Genomic DNA, 16,305 nt, shown 5'->3' with positions numbered 1-16,305 from the left:
GACGAATCAACGGGCGCGACGCAACCGGCGCCCACGCGCTCGTACGGCAGGAGAACGAAGATGGCGTTGGGTGACACCACCCTGGAGACGGAGCGGCGCGAGCCCGAGGGCACCCTCGACCCTGCGAGCGGTCCGGCCGCGGCGGGCCGGGAGTCCGCAGCCCCGCCCGGCGGGTGGGCGGCCGTGCGGCCGCTGCTGATACGCCTGCACTTCTACGTCGGCATCCTCATCGGCCCGTTCCTGCTGGTCGCGGCGACCACAGGCCTGATCTACACCACCTCGCCGCAGCTCGAACAGGCCCTGTACCGGCACGAGTTGCACGTGACCGCACCCGCCTCGGCGCACGCGGTGCCGCTGGCGGCCCAGGTCGCGGCGGGCGAGAAGGCGGTGCCCGGTGGCACCCTCCAGTCGGTCAGTCCGGCCACCGGCCCCACGGACACCACCCGTGTGCTGCTCGCCGCGAAGGGCGTGCCGCAGGGCTACAGCCGCACCGCCTTCGTGAACCCGTACACCGGCAAGGTGCTCGGAGTGCTGACCACCGACGGCCAGTGGCTGCCGGTGCGTGCCTGGCTCGACACCCTGCACCGCACACTGCACCTCGGCACGTTCGGCCGCAACTACAGTGAGTTGGCGGCGAGTTGGCTGTGGGTGGAGGTGCTGGGCGGACTGGCCCTGTGGCTGGGCGCACGCCGCCGTCGTGACCGCGTACGCCGCACGTTGCTGCCACGCCTGCGCGGCGCCGGACGTGGGCGGCTGCTGTCGTGGCACGCGGTGGTGGGCCTGTGGCTCTCGCTCGGCCTGCTCGGCCTGTCCGCCACCGGTCTGACCTGGTCCGACCACGCGGGTGCCAACATCGACAAGTTCCGCTCGCAGTTGTCCGGCGGTACGCCGTCGGTCTCGACCGCGCTGCCCCAGACGCCACACTCCGGGAGTGGTGGCATCGGCATCGACGCCGTGGTCCGCTCCGCGCACGACGCAGGGCTGAGCGGAATCCTGGTCGTCGCGCCGCCCACTACTGCGGGCACGGCGTGGGTCGTCAAGGAGAACACCCGTCACTGGCCGGAACGCCAGGACTCGGTGGCCGTCGACCCTGCCAATGGCAAGGTGACCGCGAAGCTGCGGTTCGCCGACTATCCGCTCCTGGCCAAGCTCACCCGCTGGGGCATCGACGCCCACATGGGCCTGCTGTTCGGCCTGGCCAACCAGATCGCCCTGGCGCTGCTCGCCCTCGGCCTCATCACCATGATCCTCATGGGGTACCGCATGTGGTGGCTGCGCAGGCCGACGCGGTCGGGGGCGGCCGCCTTCGGCCGGGCACCGGCACGTGGCGCCTGGCGGCGGGTGCCCGGCCGCGTACTGGCCCCGGCGGTCCTGGTCGTCGCCGTGCTCGGCTACTACCTGCCGCTGCTCGGCATCCCCCTGCTGGTCTTCCTCGCCACCGACCTCGTCGTCGGCGCGGCGGTCCGGCGGCGCGCGACGACGGCGGAGGTGGCGCGGTGATCGCGGCGACGGGACTGCGCTGGATCCTCACGCTGGTGTTCGCGCTGGTGACCGCGTTCAGCGTGTCGCGGGCGGTGCGACCGGGCGCCGGGCACGGTGGCTCGGCGAACTCGCAACGGGTGACGCACACCCTGCACGCGCTGATGGGCCTTGCGATGATCGCGATGGTGTGGCCGTGGGGAACGCGGCTTCCGGTGGCACCGCAGGTGGCCCTCTTCTCCCTGGCCGCCGTGTGGTTCGTTGCATCGGTGGCCCTGAACGACCGTCGGATGTGGGCGCACGACGGGGGCGGCCATCCCCGCCTGCACGGTTTCCTGCACGCCGTGATGATGGGCGCGATGGCGTGGATGGTGGCCGTCATGCCGGACGCGATGAAAGGCGGACATCCCTCCGCCGGGGGCGGGACGGGCTCGATGGCGGACATGCCGGGGATGGCCATGTCCGGCTCGGGCGGCGGGATGACGATGTCGTTGCGCGGTGCGGAACACACCGTCTGCGTCGCCCTGTTGGCCGTCTTCGTGGCGATGACCCTGTGGTGGCTCTCCCGCGCCTTCGACACGGCCCGCGCGACCGCGCCGGGCACCCGCTCCCCCGCCGCGGATCCCGGAGCCCTGGCCACCGCCCTGGACTCCGGATGCCACGGCGCGATGGCCCTGGGGATGGCGGTCATGCTCCTCGCGATGACGTGAGAGGTGGGTTCGCGCGGCGAGCGCTGACGTCTGGGTGCGTACGGCGCGCGCCGCGGCCGCCGGCCGCGGACCGGGCTGAAGGTACTCACCGGCCATGTCCTCAGGGCTCGTCACTGGTCGCCGGCCTGCGCACTGGCCTACGCCTCGCCTTCGCAGCGACGAGCGAAGGGTGCCCGGCGCGTCTGCGGCCTCGGGAATCACCGTCGTTGTGGGCGGACCGGACGGCCATCGTCGGCGCTGGCCCCGCCCGCTGTCCGAGCAAGCGACGACTCGTCCGGAATCCGCGGCTGCCACCCGTCATCGGCGGCCGGTCCGGCTGAAGTACCAAGCCAGGGCGGCCGCGCCCAGAAGGTGGCGCTCAGCCCGCTTCACGCGCGTGCTCGTGCGGTGACCGACCAGGGAGAACGCCCGTGTGACAGGCGCTTGTTGGACCGTCAGCTCGCCGCTGGACAGGCTTCGGGTGACGGCGCGGGCGTGTGGCAGGAGGGTTTCGAGTCCGGAAAGGATCTGCAGGGCCGTGTAGCTCAGCTGCTGCTGGGACAGCGACCGGAGCGCGTGTGCGGCCAGCACCCTGTCCGCCTGGTCCACCAGGACGTCGGTGGCGCTCAACTGCGGAGCGATGTACCGCACGGTCCCCTCGATGTTGGCGAAGGACTTGCCCAGCAATCCGATCATCGGGTTCGTCTGGATCCCGCGTCGTGTGGAGTGGCGCAGCAGTGCGGCCAGCGAGGCGCCGAAGCGGAGACGGTTCAGAGGGATCGACGCGAGCTTGGGGACGACGGTGGCCATGTCCTGTTCGAATCCGCTGAGGTCGGCCCATGGTGTCGGGCGGCCCATCTCCGCCCAGGAGCGCGCCACCGCATGGGCGTCGTTGTTGGCGAGTCCCAGCAACGTCATCATCAGGCTGCTGCTCAAGTGGCGGTCGATCCGGCCGACCATGCCCCAGTCGATCAAGGTGGTCGGACCGCCCGGGCACACGAAGACATTCCCGGGATGGGGATCCGCGTGGAAGCGGTGGTCGATGAAGTAGCCCTGGTACATGAACGCCAGAAGACTGGTCCCGATACGTTCGCGCTCCTCGACCGCGAAGGCGGACGGGTCGGCGTCGCGGACACTGGTGCCGGGGGCACGCTGCTGGATCAGCACTCTCGGCGTGGCATGCACGACGTCCGGCACCTGAATACCTGCGATGTCGCCCACTGTTGTACGGGCCTCGTCCATGTTCGCCGCTTCCAGCGTCAGGTCGAGTTCGTGCCGCATCGCCTCGAAGATGACACTCAACATCGCGTTGAGGTCGATGGTCTCGCTCATCAAGGGGAACCGCTTCGACACGCCTCGTGTCACGAGCCGCAGCAGGCGCATGTCGGAGGCCATGAGCCTGGCGATGCCCGGCCGCTGCACCTTGACCACCACCGGCCTGCCGTCACTCAACGTCGCCGCATAGGCTTGCGCCAGCGAGGCGCAGCCGAGGGGGCGTAGCGTGTCGAAGTCCTTGAAGCGCTCGCGCCAGTGGCTTCCGAGGTCCTGCTCCAGCACGGTGGACATGCGATCGAACGGGTACGGGGTCGCCTGGTCGTGCAGCCGCTCGAACTCCGAGGCCAGAGCGGGCGGTACGAGGTCCTCGCGTGTGGAGAGGACCTGACCGACCTTCACGTACAGCGGACCGAGACGTTCCAGAGCGGCCCGAACGCGTCGCGCGCGCTCCCGACTCGCGCCGAGCTCGCTGTCGGCGCCTGCGTCGGTGCCTCTGTGGCCGACGGCCGCGCGCAGCTCACCGGCGAGCAACTCGCTCCCGACGACGAGCAGTAGCCGACCACGTTCGGGAATCACCAGCACCTCCATGGGGGTGCAACGGGAAGGGCGGGGCGAGAGATGGCGGCGGATCGCCTTGTGAATGCCACAACGGCCACTTCATGTCGCGCCTTATGGAGATGACCCGCACGCAGGGGGCATAAACCCCGCGCCGCGGAAAAGCTCACCGCGGTTGCCGCGCGGCCTCCGCGCCGCCCGGACAACAGGAATCGTGGAGGCATGGAACACACGTGCACGGCGTACGCGGATCGGGGGACTTGTGCACGGCAATTCACCGTAGGAATGTGACAGAGGAGCCGAATCCGCCTTTACGTGGACTTCCTTCCACTGAGGTTCGACGCTCAACTCCGTTCAAACGATGATACGTCCGTCGCCTTCGTTGTCGACGGACCAGGCGCGTAGGCGTCCCGTCTCGGCACGAATATCACTCTGCTCGCATGAAATGGCCCCTGGACTGTCCCACGGCGCTGGTCGACCGGGTTCGGCAGGCCCGAAAGAATCGTCGGCGTGAACCGCATCGGTGGCCATTCCTCAGGGCCCGGAAGTCTGAACGCCTCTCCCCGACAACGGAAAGGACACCTTCATGCCCCCTCACCGGTTCCATCTGGCACGCCTCCTGCACGGACTCGTCGCCGACCTCAAGGAGTACATGGACGACGTCATCGACGCCTTCGAGATGGTCGAGGGTGCCGGCCGTTCGGCAGTGCTCGCGCAGCACAGCGTCGGGGAGGCCGAACCGGACACGGAGCGTGCCTCACGCCCCACCACCCCGAAGAGCGGATCGGCCGAGCCCGGAAGGTGGGACCAGGCGGCCGAGATCAGCGCGCTCCGGAACGAGCTGAACCGCCTCCGGGAGATTCTCGACGGCGGCGACAAACCCTCCCGGTCCGGAGCACCGGCTTCCTGACACGCCCCCCTCTCCGCCGACGGAGCCGACGGCCCGGTGGTCCTGCTCCCCCGCCGGGCCCGACCCAGCTCACGGCCGTCTCTCGGGGTTCACCTGCCCGGCGAGCCCGCGGACGCACCTTTCCCTCCCGCAGTCATTCGGCCCGGATTCGAGGTTTCCCGTGACGGCTCCTTCTCGTTCCCGACTGGCACAGAATCCCATCGCGATCATCGGAGTGGCGGGCGTTTTCCCCCAGGCCTGCGATGTCCGTGAATTCTGGCACAACGTGGTCGCCGGTCGTGACTGCATCACTGACGTCCCGGCCGCCCATTGGAGCGTGCCGGACCACTACGATGCGGATATGCGGGCGAAGGACAAGACCTACGCGCGCCGAGGAGGTTTCCTTCCCCCCGTCCTTTTCGATCCCGTGGAGTTCGCCGTTCCCCCGTCGGTGGTGGACTCCATCGGCCTGGTGCAGCTGTTGAGTCTTCGTGTCGCCGGCGAGGTACTGAGGGACGCGCGGTGCCCGGAGTCCTCCTGGTACGACCCTAGCCGAACGGGCGTCATTCTCGGGGTGTGCGGCCAGAACACCACCATGTTCCCTTTGTCCTCCCGCCTGCGGGCCCCCGCCGTCAAGCGCGCGGCGCTCAGTTGCGGGGTCGACGAGCGTGCTGCCGAGGAGATCGCCCGCCGGTTCGCCGAGGAATCCCCCGAGTGGACCGAGGACAGTTTTCCCGGTGTCCTGGCGAACGTCGTGGCCGGACGCATCGCCAACAGATTCGACTTCGGTGCCGCCAACTGCACCGTCGACGCGGCCTGCGCCAGCTCCCTCGCGGCCTTGCGCATGGCGGTGAGTGAACTGGTCGAGCGCCGTGCCGACTTGATGATCACCGGCGGGTGCGACGCCGACAACTCGGTCAGCACGTTCCTGTGCTTCAGCAAGACCCCGGCGCTCTCGCCGTCCGGGTCGGTACGGCCGTTCGACAGCGAGGCCGACGGCACCCTGCTCGGTGAGGGGATCGCCATGCTGGCGATCAAGCGGCTCGCCGACGCGGAACGTGATGGTGACCGCGTCTACGCGGTCCTGCGTGGGCTGGGCGGCTCCAGCGACGGACGGAGCGGCAGCATCTACGCTCCGAACCCCAAGGGGCAGCTGTCCGCCCTGCGACGCGCTTACGCCGACGCCGAAGTGGCCCCGGAGACCGTCCAGTTCGTCGAAGCCCACGGGACGGGCACGCGAGTCGGGGACACGGTCGAGCTCGAAGCGCTGAGCACCGCCCTGACCTCGGGTGGCAAGGCCGCGTCCGTCGCGGTCGGGAGTGTGAAGTCCCAGATCGGTCACACCAAGGCAGCGGCCGGGGCGGCCGGGTTGATCAAGACCGCGCTGGCCCTCCACCACCGGATCCTGCCACCCACCATCAACGTCGGCGCTCCGAACGAAGCCGTACGGGACACGGGTCTCTACATCAACACCCGTGCCCGCCCCTGGCTGCGGGATCCGCGGCACGGGGTGCGTCGTGGCGGTGTGTCCTCCTTCGGCTTCGGCGGGGTGAACTACCATGCCGTTCTCGAGGAGTACCAGCCCGCGGAGACGGAGCTGCGGACACTGCACAGGACGCCGCGGGCCCTTCTGTGGCACGCCCCCGATCCCGTCGCGTTGCTGGCACTGTTGCGGGAAGGGGCTCCTGCCGTCACCGGCCGGGCCGTGCCGCCGGACCACGCCCGCCTCGGTCTCGTCGCGCGTGATCCGGCGGAACGCGAACGTCTCCTCGCCGCGGCCGTGGACCGGCTGAGCGACGACACGGACGCGGGCGCGTGGACGCTGGAGGACCGAGTGCGCTACCGGCGCTCGGGGCTTCCTCCCGGGACGGCCAGCGCGGCCCTCTTCGCCGGACAGGGCAGCCAGTACCCCTGGATGGGGGTCACCGCCCTCCTGGATCTCCCCCCGGTGCGCAGGGCGTTCGACGCGGCCAACGCCCTCTGGGAGGACGAGGACACCTCGTTGGCCCACGTCGTGTATCCGGAACCGCGGTACGGCGACGCGCCGCCCGGGGAGAGCCTGCGGAACACCGCCTACGCCCAGGCCGCCGTCGGCGCGCTGGCCATGGGTCAGTACACCTACCTTCGCGAACTCGGCTTCCGCCCGGACGCGGTGCTCGGCCACAGTTCCGGTGAGGTCACGGCAGTGTGGGCCGCCGGCTGCCTGTCCGACCAGGACTGCCTGCGTGTCGCCCGGGCGCGGGGACGCGCGATGCGGCCGCCGCCGGAGGTGGCCGACCCCGGAGCGATGGCCGCCCTGCGGATGCCCGAACGGCAGTGGTCGACGTGGGCGGAGCGGCACGGTGATCTGACGCTGTGCAACGTCAACGCGCCGGACGAGATCGTCGTGGGCGGCCCCACCGCCGCCGTCGAGGCCCTGGTGGCGGAATGCCTGCGCGACGGTGGCCCGGCGGCGACGCGTCTCCCGGTGGCGGCGGCCTTTCACACGTCGTGCGTCGCCCACGCCGTCTCCCCGTTCGCGGACGTCCTGGCCACCGCCGAGTTCCGCCCACCCGCCTGCCGTGTCAAGGCCGACAGCCCGGGAGCACGGTACGGGGCCGACCCGCGGGAGAACCGGGAGGTGCTGGCCCGCCAGATCGTGAGGCCTGTGGACTTCATGGCCCGTGTGCGGGAGCTGTACGAGGAGGGGGTGCGGGTGTTCGTCGAGTGCGGACCGGGGCAGATTCTCGGTCGGCTCGTCCGCCGCATCCTTCCCGACGAGTCCGTGGAGGTCATCGCCACCGATGCGGGTCCGGGCACGGACGGCGCGATCACCTTGACGAGCGCCGCCCTACGACTGGCCGTTCTGGGATTCGACGTCAGGGACATCAACCGCTACGCCGCCGAACCGCCACCCCCGCCCGCTGCTCCCTCACCGGTGGCCCGGACCCTCGAAGGACCGTCCTTCGCCGTGCTGGCCCGCCGCGACACGTACGAGGCCCGACTGCGAATCCCCTACCGCCGCGCCACCGCGGAACCGTCCGGTCGGTCCGCACGGGAGGTGCCCACGTCCGCGGCAGACGAGGTTCCCATGTCCGCGGCAGACGACGGCGGGACTCCCGTGGCCAGGGACGACTCGGCGAGGCTGATGCGTGCCGCGGCGACCCAACTGGAACTGCACAGCCGTTTCCTGTCCGGCCAGTTGGAGACCGCCCGTTCTCTCGCGCAGGCCCTGGACCGAGCCGGTGGGGCCCCCGACGCGGCCCTGGTGACCTGCGTCGAAGCGGTCCGGGACCACAGCCGTGCGCTCTTCGACACCCATGTCCGCAGCCAGGAGGTCATCCTCCGGATGTCCCGTGACGGCACGGACGAGGAGACGACCGCGGGGGCGGACGCCGCGGCCGCCGATGTCCTCCCCCGGACACGGCGAGAAGTCCCCGTCTCCTTGCCACGGGTGGCGAACGCCCAGGCAGCTCTGGTCCCTTCCGCGGTTCTCGACGCCTCGGAGACGCTCGTCGACAGCGACCGCGCGCAGCCACCCGCGTCCCCGGCCATCGAGGAGGACACCGCGGCCGAGGCGCTGACCGGCATCTCCGTGGATGCCGGACTTGACGGAGCCGGTGTCCTGCCCCTCGACCGTTCCGAGATCGAACGTGCCCTCCGGGAACTGATCGCCGAGAAGACCGGCTACACCGTCGAGATGGTCGATCCGGCACGCGACATCCAGACCGAGCTGGGCATCGACTCACTGAAGCAGGTGGAGATCGCCTCGGAGGCGTGGCGCAGGTACCCGTCCCTCCCCCGCGAGGAGATCTACCGTTTCGCCCAGGCCCGCACGGTCTCCGAACTGGCCGAACTGCTGACCACGAAGGCGCCCAGGACCTCGGGGGACGCGGTGCCCGCTCACGTGCCCAAGGGTCAGGCCTCCCTCGGGCTGAGGCCCCTGGCCGCGGTCGACACCCTCCTCGGCGCGTACGGCGACAGCCCGGTGGCGGTGCTCGTGGAGGACGGCGGCCCTCTGGCGAACGCCCTGGCCGACGCGCTCGCAGTGCGCGGTTGGAAGGTGCACCGCGTCATCACCCCCGGCCCGGACACGACTCCCACCGGCGCCCGGCGACTTCGCGACTGGCGGGAGGAGTCGCTGCGTGCCGAGATCGGCCATGCCCTGTCGGAAGGCGGCAGGCTCGACCTGTGTCTGCTGGTCGAGGGCCGGCACACGGCGGCTGACGGGGACAGAGCCGTCACACGACTCCGCCACGCCGTACTCGTCGCCAAACACACGGCGCCGACGCTGAAGGAGGCCGTCGCCCGCGGGCGCAGGGGCGCCTTCGTCGCCGTCACCCAACTCGACGGCGCTCTGGGCCTGGCAGGATCCCACGGCCGCCTCGGACCGGCCCTGCTCGGCGGTCTCGGCGGCTTGACCAAGGCCCTGGGTGTGGAGGAGCCGGACCTGTTCTGCCGGACCGTCGACATCGCGCCCGACAGCGAATCGGGCGAGGCGGCGGAACAGGTGATGGACGAGATCAACGATGTGGCCAGGGTGCCCGAAGTCGCCTGGGACGGTGCCCGGCGCCGGACACCGGTGCTGTCCAGGGGGGTGCCGCCTTCCGGGACCCCGGTGAACGACCCCGGCCAGGATGACGTGTTGCTCGTCACCGGTGGCGCCCGTGGCATCACGGCCTGGTGCGTGACCGCCCTCGCGGCACACCACCCCTGCCGGTTCGTCCTGCTGGGCCGGACACGCCTCACCGGGACGCCTGCCCGGGCGCACGAAGTCCACCAACGCCAGGAGTTGCACGAAACCCTCGACGTCCTGCGGAAGTCGGGCGCCCGGGTCGAGTACGTCGCCGCGGACATCGGCGACGCCGAGGCGGTACGTACGGCGCTGGCCCCGTACGCCGGGCGGATCACGGGTGTCGTCCACGGCGCCGGAGTCCTGGCCGACCAGCCGCTGTCGGCGAAGACACCGGAAGACATCGAGCGGGTCGCCACCACCAAGCTGACGGGACTGACCAACGTCCTGCGGCATCTCGAACCCGAGCGGCTGCGTCACCTGATCGTCTTCACCTCCGTCTCGGGCGTCTACGGCAACGGACGACAGACCGACTACGCCATGGCCAACGAAGCCCTCAACCGCTTCGCCTGCGCGTGGAAGGCAGCCCATCCGCACACCCACGTGGCGGCGCTCGCCTGGGGGCCGTGGCGCGGAGGGATGGCGACCGAGGACACCCAGCGGTTCTTCCAGCAGCTCGGAGTTCCGCTGCTCAGCCGGGAAGAGGGCTGCGCCTACTTCGTCGAGCAGTTCTCCGCCCCTCGTCAGGAGGACGTGGTCCGCGTCATCGGGCCTCTCGCCTCCGTCTTCAGTCCGGCCCCCGTGCCGCCGGACGGAGTCGTGGTCCGGCGGGACCTGACGGGGCTCGGCGCCGAACCGGTGCTGCGTGACCACACCATCGCCGGGCAGCCGGTCCTTCCGATGACGGCGGCGATCGGATGGTGCGTCTTCACCGTCGAAGAGACGTCCCCCGGCCGGAAGGTCACGGAAGTCCACGCATTCCAGGTGCGCAAGGGCCTGGTCCTCGACGACGGCCACCCCGAGGGCGCGCGTGTCTCCGTCCGGCCCCGTCCCGACGGACGCGTCGCGGTGGCCGTCCACGGCGACGGGACCGGCCTCGCCCCCTGGTACGAGGGAAGCTTCGTCACCGGGCCGGCGACGGACGGCGTACCCCGCCCCGCGAGCACTTCCACCACGCCACCGCCCGCCCACGATCTCCACCCCGCCTACGACGACGGGTTCCTCTTCCACGGCCCCTCGTTGCGGGGCCTCGGACAGGTGCTCCAGGAGGACGGCACCCGGCTCGTCGTCCAGGCTCTCCTGCCCGATCCCACGGTGGCCCGTGGAGCCTACGCGGGCACGGAGTTCAGCCCCGCCCTCGCCGATCTGCTGCTACAGGCCGCGGCACTGCTGGGACGGCGGATCACCGGTCACCGGTGTCTGCCCGTCGCGGTGGAGAAGGTCGAACTTCTCCGTGCCCTCCCCGACGGCAAGCCGTTCGTCATCACCGTGGAACTCCACGACCACAACCTGCTGGAACTGATCTGCACGGTGACGGCCACCGAGCCCGACGGCACGGTCCTGCAGCGCTGGATCCGGCTCAAGGGCATCGTGGCCGCCCCGCAGCTCGGCAGCCGCGCCGCCTGGCCGGCCTCCGCCGCCGACGTGTGATCCACGCCCTCCGGAACGGAGCGTGACCATGGAAGACCTCGCATTCGATCACCCCGTCCCCCTCGCCCAGTGGTGGCCGCCGCGAAATCCACCCCGCGCGGAGCCGACGACACCGCACCCCGGCCCGGCCGGGACCCGCGCCGGTGCCGACGCTCCCCCTGCCGGGTTCGCCGAGTGGGCGGTGACCGCGCACGAAGCCGTACTGCGCACCCATGCCGCGCTCCAGAACCTGCTCATCGCCCAGGCGCTCCGGGGCGCCGGTCGTGACCCGGCCGTGAACGGTGATGCCGTCGAGGGCTCCACCGGGGCTGCCGTCGTGGCAAAGGTGCATGCCGTCGGCGAGAGCACCGGCAGCGCGGCGGACGACACGACCGGAGCGATGAACGTCTCCCTGGTCTGGCACCATGCCCCGCCCCGCCGGGCCGACGACCTCCGAGGTCATGGGAACTGCGCACCCGGTAGGCCCGGTTGGTCGGTCCGGCACAACGGGCGGCTCCTGGCCGAGGCCCGCCGCGAAACCTCCCGACCGGGCGAGGAGGAAGGCTCGCCGACACCGGGCGACAGCATCAGGCGAGAGGCGCTGTGGCGCCCCGAACGCCACGTCCTTTCCCGCGACGACCTCGACGCGCTCTCCCTCGGAAGGATCGATCACGTCTTCGCCGCCGCGAACGGACCCGAGGACCCGGGCGCCTTCGCCACGTGGTCCGGCCTCATCGGTGCCGATCTGCTCGAAGAAGTGGCACTGTCCGACACGGGGGCGGCCACCGGCCGATTGCGGGCGGCGTCCGAGGGCGACAGATCGTGGACGGAGGTCGTACGTGCCGCCTGGCAGCTCCTGGCGATCCGAGTCCTCCACGACGGCCTGCACTTGTGCCTTCCCGATGCCTGCGCCCGTCCGGCCGTGGGCCGCCCGGTCGCCGTGCGCCTGGCCGGAGCCGGCCGGCTCGCCCGCGAGTTGACCCTGCGGGCCGAGGTGACGGCCTCCACGCTCGTGCCCCGTCCACGCGTACGCGCGGACGTCGAGGTGCTGGACGGGAGCGGACCGGTGGGATGGCTGCGCGGCGTGGAAGTCGTCTTCCAGGAGACCGCGGACTCGTCCGTCATGCCGGGACAGAACGGCCCCGGGCGACGTTCCAGCCGCGGCGAGCCGGTTTACGCCAACGAACTCCACATGGCCCACGCCTGCGAGGGCGACCTGGCCGTCACCTACGGTCCCGCCGCGCACGCGACCGCGGCCGCGGTGCGTCCACGGCTGCCCCGGGGAGACCTGCTGATGCTGAACCGCCTGGTCACCACGCCCAGGCGCGGCTACCCGATCGGCACGACGTACCTCACCGAGTACGACGTCCCGCAGGACCCGTGGTACGTGCGCGACAACGCCGGCGTCGTGCCGTGGTTCGCCCGCCTGGAGATGGCCCTGCAGGCCGCCGCGTTCGTCGGCGCCGCGCTCGGCAGCAGTCTCGAACACCCCGGGGAGAACCTCACCGTCCGCAACCTGGAAGGGCACGCCGAGCTCCTGCACCCGTTGCCCCTGGAGGGCCGGACGGTCCGGCAACGCACGACGCTGCTCTCGCACACCCCGTTGCCGGGAGCCCTGCTCCAGCGCTACCGGTTCGAACTGGCCGTGGACGACGAGGTCTTCCAGCGCGGTGAGACGGTCCACGGGTTCTTCACCCAGCCGGTACTCGCTCAGCAACGGGGACTCGACGGCGGGCGCCACGTGCTGCCCTGGCTCTTCGAGCAGCCCGAACGAGCGTCGGCAGCAGACCGCTTCCACCCCGAGGACGAAGCCCTGTTCGCGGAAGGCCGCCTGGCCCTGCTGAGGGAGACCGAGTGCCTCAGCGTCCCGGACGGCGGCCAGCACCGGAAGGGATATCTCCTGCTGAGCAAGCGGGTTCAGCAGGACGACTGGTTCTTCGGACGGCATTTCCTGGACGATCCGGTCCTGCCGGGATCGTGCGGTGTCGAGTTGCTCTTCCAGGCGCTCCGCTCGCATCTGCTCCACAGCGGCGCGCTCCCCGAGGACACGGTGCGGGCCTTGGTCCCGGCACCCGAACAGGAGCTGCGGTGGGCCTATCGGGGGCAGATCCTGCCGTGCCACCAGCGGATCCAGGCCGAAGTCCACGTCAGGGACGTACGCCGAGAGCGGGAGCACGTGCTCTGCGTGGCCGACGGCAGTGTCTGGCGTGACGGGCTGCGCATCTACGCGGTGGACGGCATCGCGCTGCGCAGCAGTGGCCTCACCGGTGGACGGGGACGACGATGAGCACGGTGCGCTTCGACCGGGCAGGCGTCCGCGACGCCATCGCCGACCTGGACCGGCCGTGTTTCGTGGTCCGTCGCGCCGGGCGGGTGGGGGCGGGCAACGAGCCTCCGGAGCCCGGGACGGGCCACGAAGTGGTCGCCGTCGCCCCGCCGGCCGGGCCGCGGCAACTGGGGTCGAGGGCCTTCGTCCGGCGGCACGGACTGAAGGCCGCCTACATGGCGGGATCCATGGCGGGTGGGATCTCCTCCGTGGACCTCGTGGTCACCCTCGCCCGCCGGGGACTCCTTGCCTCCTTCGGCGCCGCCGGTCTGCCTTCCGAACGGATCGAGCGAGCGGTGCGCGAACTGCGTACGAAACTTCCCACCGCGTCCTGGGCGTGCAACCTCATCCACGACCCCGCCCGGCCGCGGAACGAGAAGGACGCCGTCGACCTCTACCTCCGGCACGGTGTGTCCTGCGTCGAGGCGTCCGCCTTCCTCGCCCCCACCGTGGACCTGGTCCGCTACCGGGCCACCGGACTGCGCCGCGCGCGGGACGGGAACGTCGTGTGCGATCACCGGGTCGTCGCCAAGGTCTCCCAGGCCGGAACCGCCCGGTTCTTCCTGCGGCCGGCCCCGCCGGAGCTGATCACACGGTTGCTCCGGCAGGACGCGCTGACGGAGGAACAAGCCCGGCTGGCGGGGATGGTGGCCCTGGCCGACGACATCACCGTCGAGGCGGATTCCGCGGGTCACACGGACCGCCGTCCGCTGGTCACGCAGTTGCCGCTGCTGCTGGCGCTGCGGGACCGCGAGGCCCTCGACGGGCGCCCCGGCGGGGTGGTAGGGATCGGGGCGGCCGGCGGGATCGGCACGCCGCAGGCGGCCTTCGGGGCATTCGCCATGGGAGCCGACTACGTGGTCACCGGCTCGGTCAACCAGTCCTGCGTCGAGGCCGGCACCTCCGCGGCGGTCAAGGCGCTCCTGGCCCAGGCCGACATCGGCGACTGCGCCATGGCACCGGCCGCCGACATGTTCGAGATGGGCGTCGACGTACAAGTGCTCAAGCGCGGCACGCTGTTCGCCGGCCGGGCGGCCTGGCTGTACCGGCTCTACCGCGAGCACGGAGGCCTCGACGACCTGTGCGCCGGTGACCGCGCCCGGCTGGAGGGGGAACTCTTCCACCGACCGCTGGAGGCGGTGTGGTCGCAGGTCGCCGCGTACCTCGGCCGTCACGATCCGGAGCGCGCCGAGAGGGCACGGGACGACCCACGCCTGCGGATGGCCCTGGTCTTCCGCTGGTACCTCGGGTCGTCGTCACGCTGGGCGGTGGCCGGCGACAGGGACCGGCAAGGTGACTTCCAGATCTGGTGCGGGCCCGCGATGGGGGCCTTCAACGCGTGGGTGCGCGGAACACCGTGGAGCACACCGGACAACCGGCACGCCGCCATGGTGGCCGAAGCCCTCCTCTCCGGTGCCGCTCACCACGGTCGCCTGGCCCAGCTGCGCCTGGCCGGCGTGCGGCTCCCGTCGTGGTGTGCCGCGTCCTCCCTCGACGCGGTGATCGCCTCCCAGGAGGCGCCACCTGCCCTGGAACACGCGCTGTGAGCCCCGGAACGGCGATGCCGGACCCGTGCGTCCGGGTCCTCCTCGGCAGGTCCCTGGCCCGAGCTCTGGCCCAAGCCGGAGTCGAGGACGCGCGCGGAACGTTCACGCCGGTGACCGGGGTCTTCTCCGGTCGGCCCCTGGTCTCCGTACCGGTCTGCGGGCCTCGCGACGTACGGGCCACCGTCTCCCGGGCCGAAGGGGCGTCGTGGTGGTGGGGCGCCACGTCCGTCCACGAACGGCTGCGCTGGGTGCGGTGCCTCGGCAGAGCACTCGGTGTCCACCGCACCGCCCTGGTGGCGGTTCTCACGGAGAGCTGCGGTCTCGGTCCCGCCGACGCTCACGCGGAGTGCCTGCACGCCTCCCGGATCCCACGGGCTCACGCGCGGGCCGCCCTGCTCGGTCCACGCTCCGCTCCCGACGCTTCATGTCTCAGCCTCCTTCGACGGGCCGGGCAGCCTTTCGTCGTGTTCTCGTCCGTCGACGCAGCGCGTCCGCTGGCTTCGCTCCTGGAAGGAGCGCTTCCCGCCCTGTTGAGCGGCGTCGCGGTCGTCACGGTCGTCGACCACCGCAGCGCCGTGCCTGCTCTGGCGGCGGTCATGGCGGCTCGCGGGGCCGGGCTCCCACGTCACGTGTGGCAACTGTCGATCTGCGGCCCTGAGGACGAGGACCTGGCAGCCCTTCGCTCGGTCCTGGCCGAGCACACGCAGGGCGCGGTCCCGCAGTGCTGCCAGGACCTCGTATCTCCTCGCCGTCGGGCGCCCGGGCTCCTCGTACTGCGCCATGACGGGAACGTGCGAGCGGCCGCACGAGGGGCGCTCACCGCGTGCTTCGGGCGAGCCGGACGCGGATGCGCGGCGACCCCTTTGGTCCTGGTGCACACCAGCCTTCTGCCCGCGTTCCTGGCCGACCTGAGCCGTCGACTGGCCTGCTTCACGCCCGTGTCCGCGTTGCCGGAACGCGGACAGTCGGAGCGCCTCGCGTCCTGGACGCGAGGCGTCATCGACGGCGGTGCCGACGTCGTCTGGCCCAGGGCTCCGCACCCTGCGCTTGTGATCGGCGTCCCGCGCCCTCTTCTGCTTCTGGCCCCCGGGCACGCGGCGTCGCCACCGACTCCTCCCACCGGACCCGCTTCCCTGGTCGTCCGCTTCTCGGCCTGGTCGGAAGCCCTGGACGTCATGCGACGGGGAGGCCCGCACCTGAGCGTCTACACCCGCACGTCGCGCGGCCAGTTGTGGCCTCAGTTCGCGAGCCTGCCCGCAGCCCACATCGCTCTCAACCGGCCGTCCGGCGCAGGCCTGCCACCTGGCCTGCCCTTGGCGGCTCTTCGCTCGCTGTGAAACGGCCCCGAACCGGGATCCGATGCC

Annotated in this window: 8 protein-coding genes; 7 read left to right on the top strand and 1 reads right to left on the bottom strand. The window is 71.4% G+C overall.

The features are described from left to right. Window positions 1-60: 60 nt before the first annotated feature. Window positions 61-1,500 (top strand): PepSY-associated TM helix domain-containing protein, encoded by a 1,440-nt coding sequence (locus tag K7472_RS14795; RefSeq protein ID WP_222977997.1) that lies wholly within the window; start codon window positions 61-63, stop codon window positions 1,498-1,500. After that, window positions 1,497-2,189, top strand: coding sequence for a DUF5134 domain-containing protein (locus tag K7472_RS14790; RefSeq protein ID WP_222977994.1), 693 nt, complete (start codon window positions 1,497-1,499; stop codon window positions 2,187-2,189). The genes K7472_RS14795 and K7472_RS14790 overlap by 4 nt, the downstream gene beginning before the upstream one ends. Before the next feature lie 297 nt (window positions 2,190-2,486). On the opposite strand, the gene K7472_RS14785 is transcribed toward K7472_RS14790, so the two are convergent. Further along, window positions 2,487-4,031: an ABC1 kinase family protein gene (locus tag K7472_RS14785; protein WP_252395594.1), complete on the bottom strand. Its 1,545-nt coding sequence runs from the start codon at window positions 4,029-4,031 to the stop codon at window positions 2,487-2,489. Window positions 4,032-4,650: 619 nt separating this feature from the next. On the opposite strand from K7472_RS14785, the gene K7472_RS14780 reads away from it, so the two are divergent. The 5 genes from K7472_RS14780 (at window position 4,651) to K7472_RS14760 (ending at window position 16,278) form a co-directional block, all read left to right on the top strand. After that, on the top strand, window positions 4,651-4,908 hold the full coding sequence (locus K7472_RS14780; RefSeq protein WP_252395593.1) for a hypothetical protein: 258 nt from the start codon (window positions 4,651-4,653) through the stop codon (window positions 4,906-4,908). Window positions 4,909-5,068: 160 nt separating this feature from the next. Continuing rightward, window positions 5,069-11,089, top strand: a complete 6,021-nt coding sequence (locus K7472_RS14775) for a type I polyketide synthase (protein ID WP_222977991.1) — start codon at window positions 5,069-5,071, stop codon at window positions 11,087-11,089. Window positions 11,090-11,117: 28 nt separating this feature from the next. Further along, window positions 11,118-13,355 (top strand): hotdog family protein, encoded by a 2,238-nt coding sequence (locus tag K7472_RS14770; protein WP_222977989.1) that lies wholly within the window; start codon window positions 11,118-11,120, stop codon window positions 13,353-13,355. Further along, a complete protein-coding gene (locus K7472_RS14765) occupies window positions 13,352-14,941 on the top strand; it encodes a PfaD family polyunsaturated fatty acid/polyketide biosynthesis protein (protein WP_222977987.1) in 1,590 nt (529 codons plus the stop codon). Before K7472_RS14770 ends, K7472_RS14765 begins: the two co-directional genes overlap by 4 nt. A 14-nt stretch (window positions 14,942-14,955) precedes the next feature. Next, a complete protein-coding gene (locus K7472_RS14760) occupies window positions 14,956-16,278 on the top strand; it encodes an aldehyde dehydrogenase family protein (protein ID WP_222978053.1) in 1,323 nt (440 codons plus the stop codon). Window positions 16,279-16,305 lie beyond the last annotated feature (27 nt).

This window comes from Streptantibioticus parmotrematis, assembly GCF_019890615.1.
GTDB lineage: Bacteria > Actinomycetota > Actinomycetes > Streptomycetales > Streptomycetaceae > Streptantibioticus_D > Streptantibioticus_D parmotrematis.
Note: the sequence above shows the minus strand (reverse complement) of the source record. Positions and strands in the feature narration are given on the sequence as shown.

Coding starts and splice junctions, on each gene's coding strand:
- K7472_RS14760 (WP_222978053.1), top strand. CDS start 14,956: ATGCCGGACCCGTGCGTCCGGGTCCTCCTCGGCAGGTCCCTGGCCCGA.
- K7472_RS14765 (WP_222977987.1), top strand. CDS start 13,352: ATGAGCACGGTGCGCTTCGACCGGGCAGGCGTCCGCGACGCCATCGCC.
- K7472_RS14780 (WP_252395593.1), top strand. CDS start 4,651: ATGGACGACGTCATCGACGCCTTCGAGATGGTCGAGGGTGCCGGCCGT.
- K7472_RS14785 (WP_252395594.1), bottom strand. CDS start 4,031: ATGGAGGTGCTGGTGATTCCCGAACGTGGTCGGCTACTGCTCGTCGTC.
- K7472_RS14770 (WP_222977989.1), top strand. CDS start 11,118: ATGGAAGACCTCGCATTCGATCACCCCGTCCCCCTCGCCCAGTGGTGG.
- K7472_RS14795 (WP_222977997.1), top strand. CDS start 61: ATGGCGTTGGGTGACACCACCCTGGAGACGGAGCGGCGCGAGCCCGAG.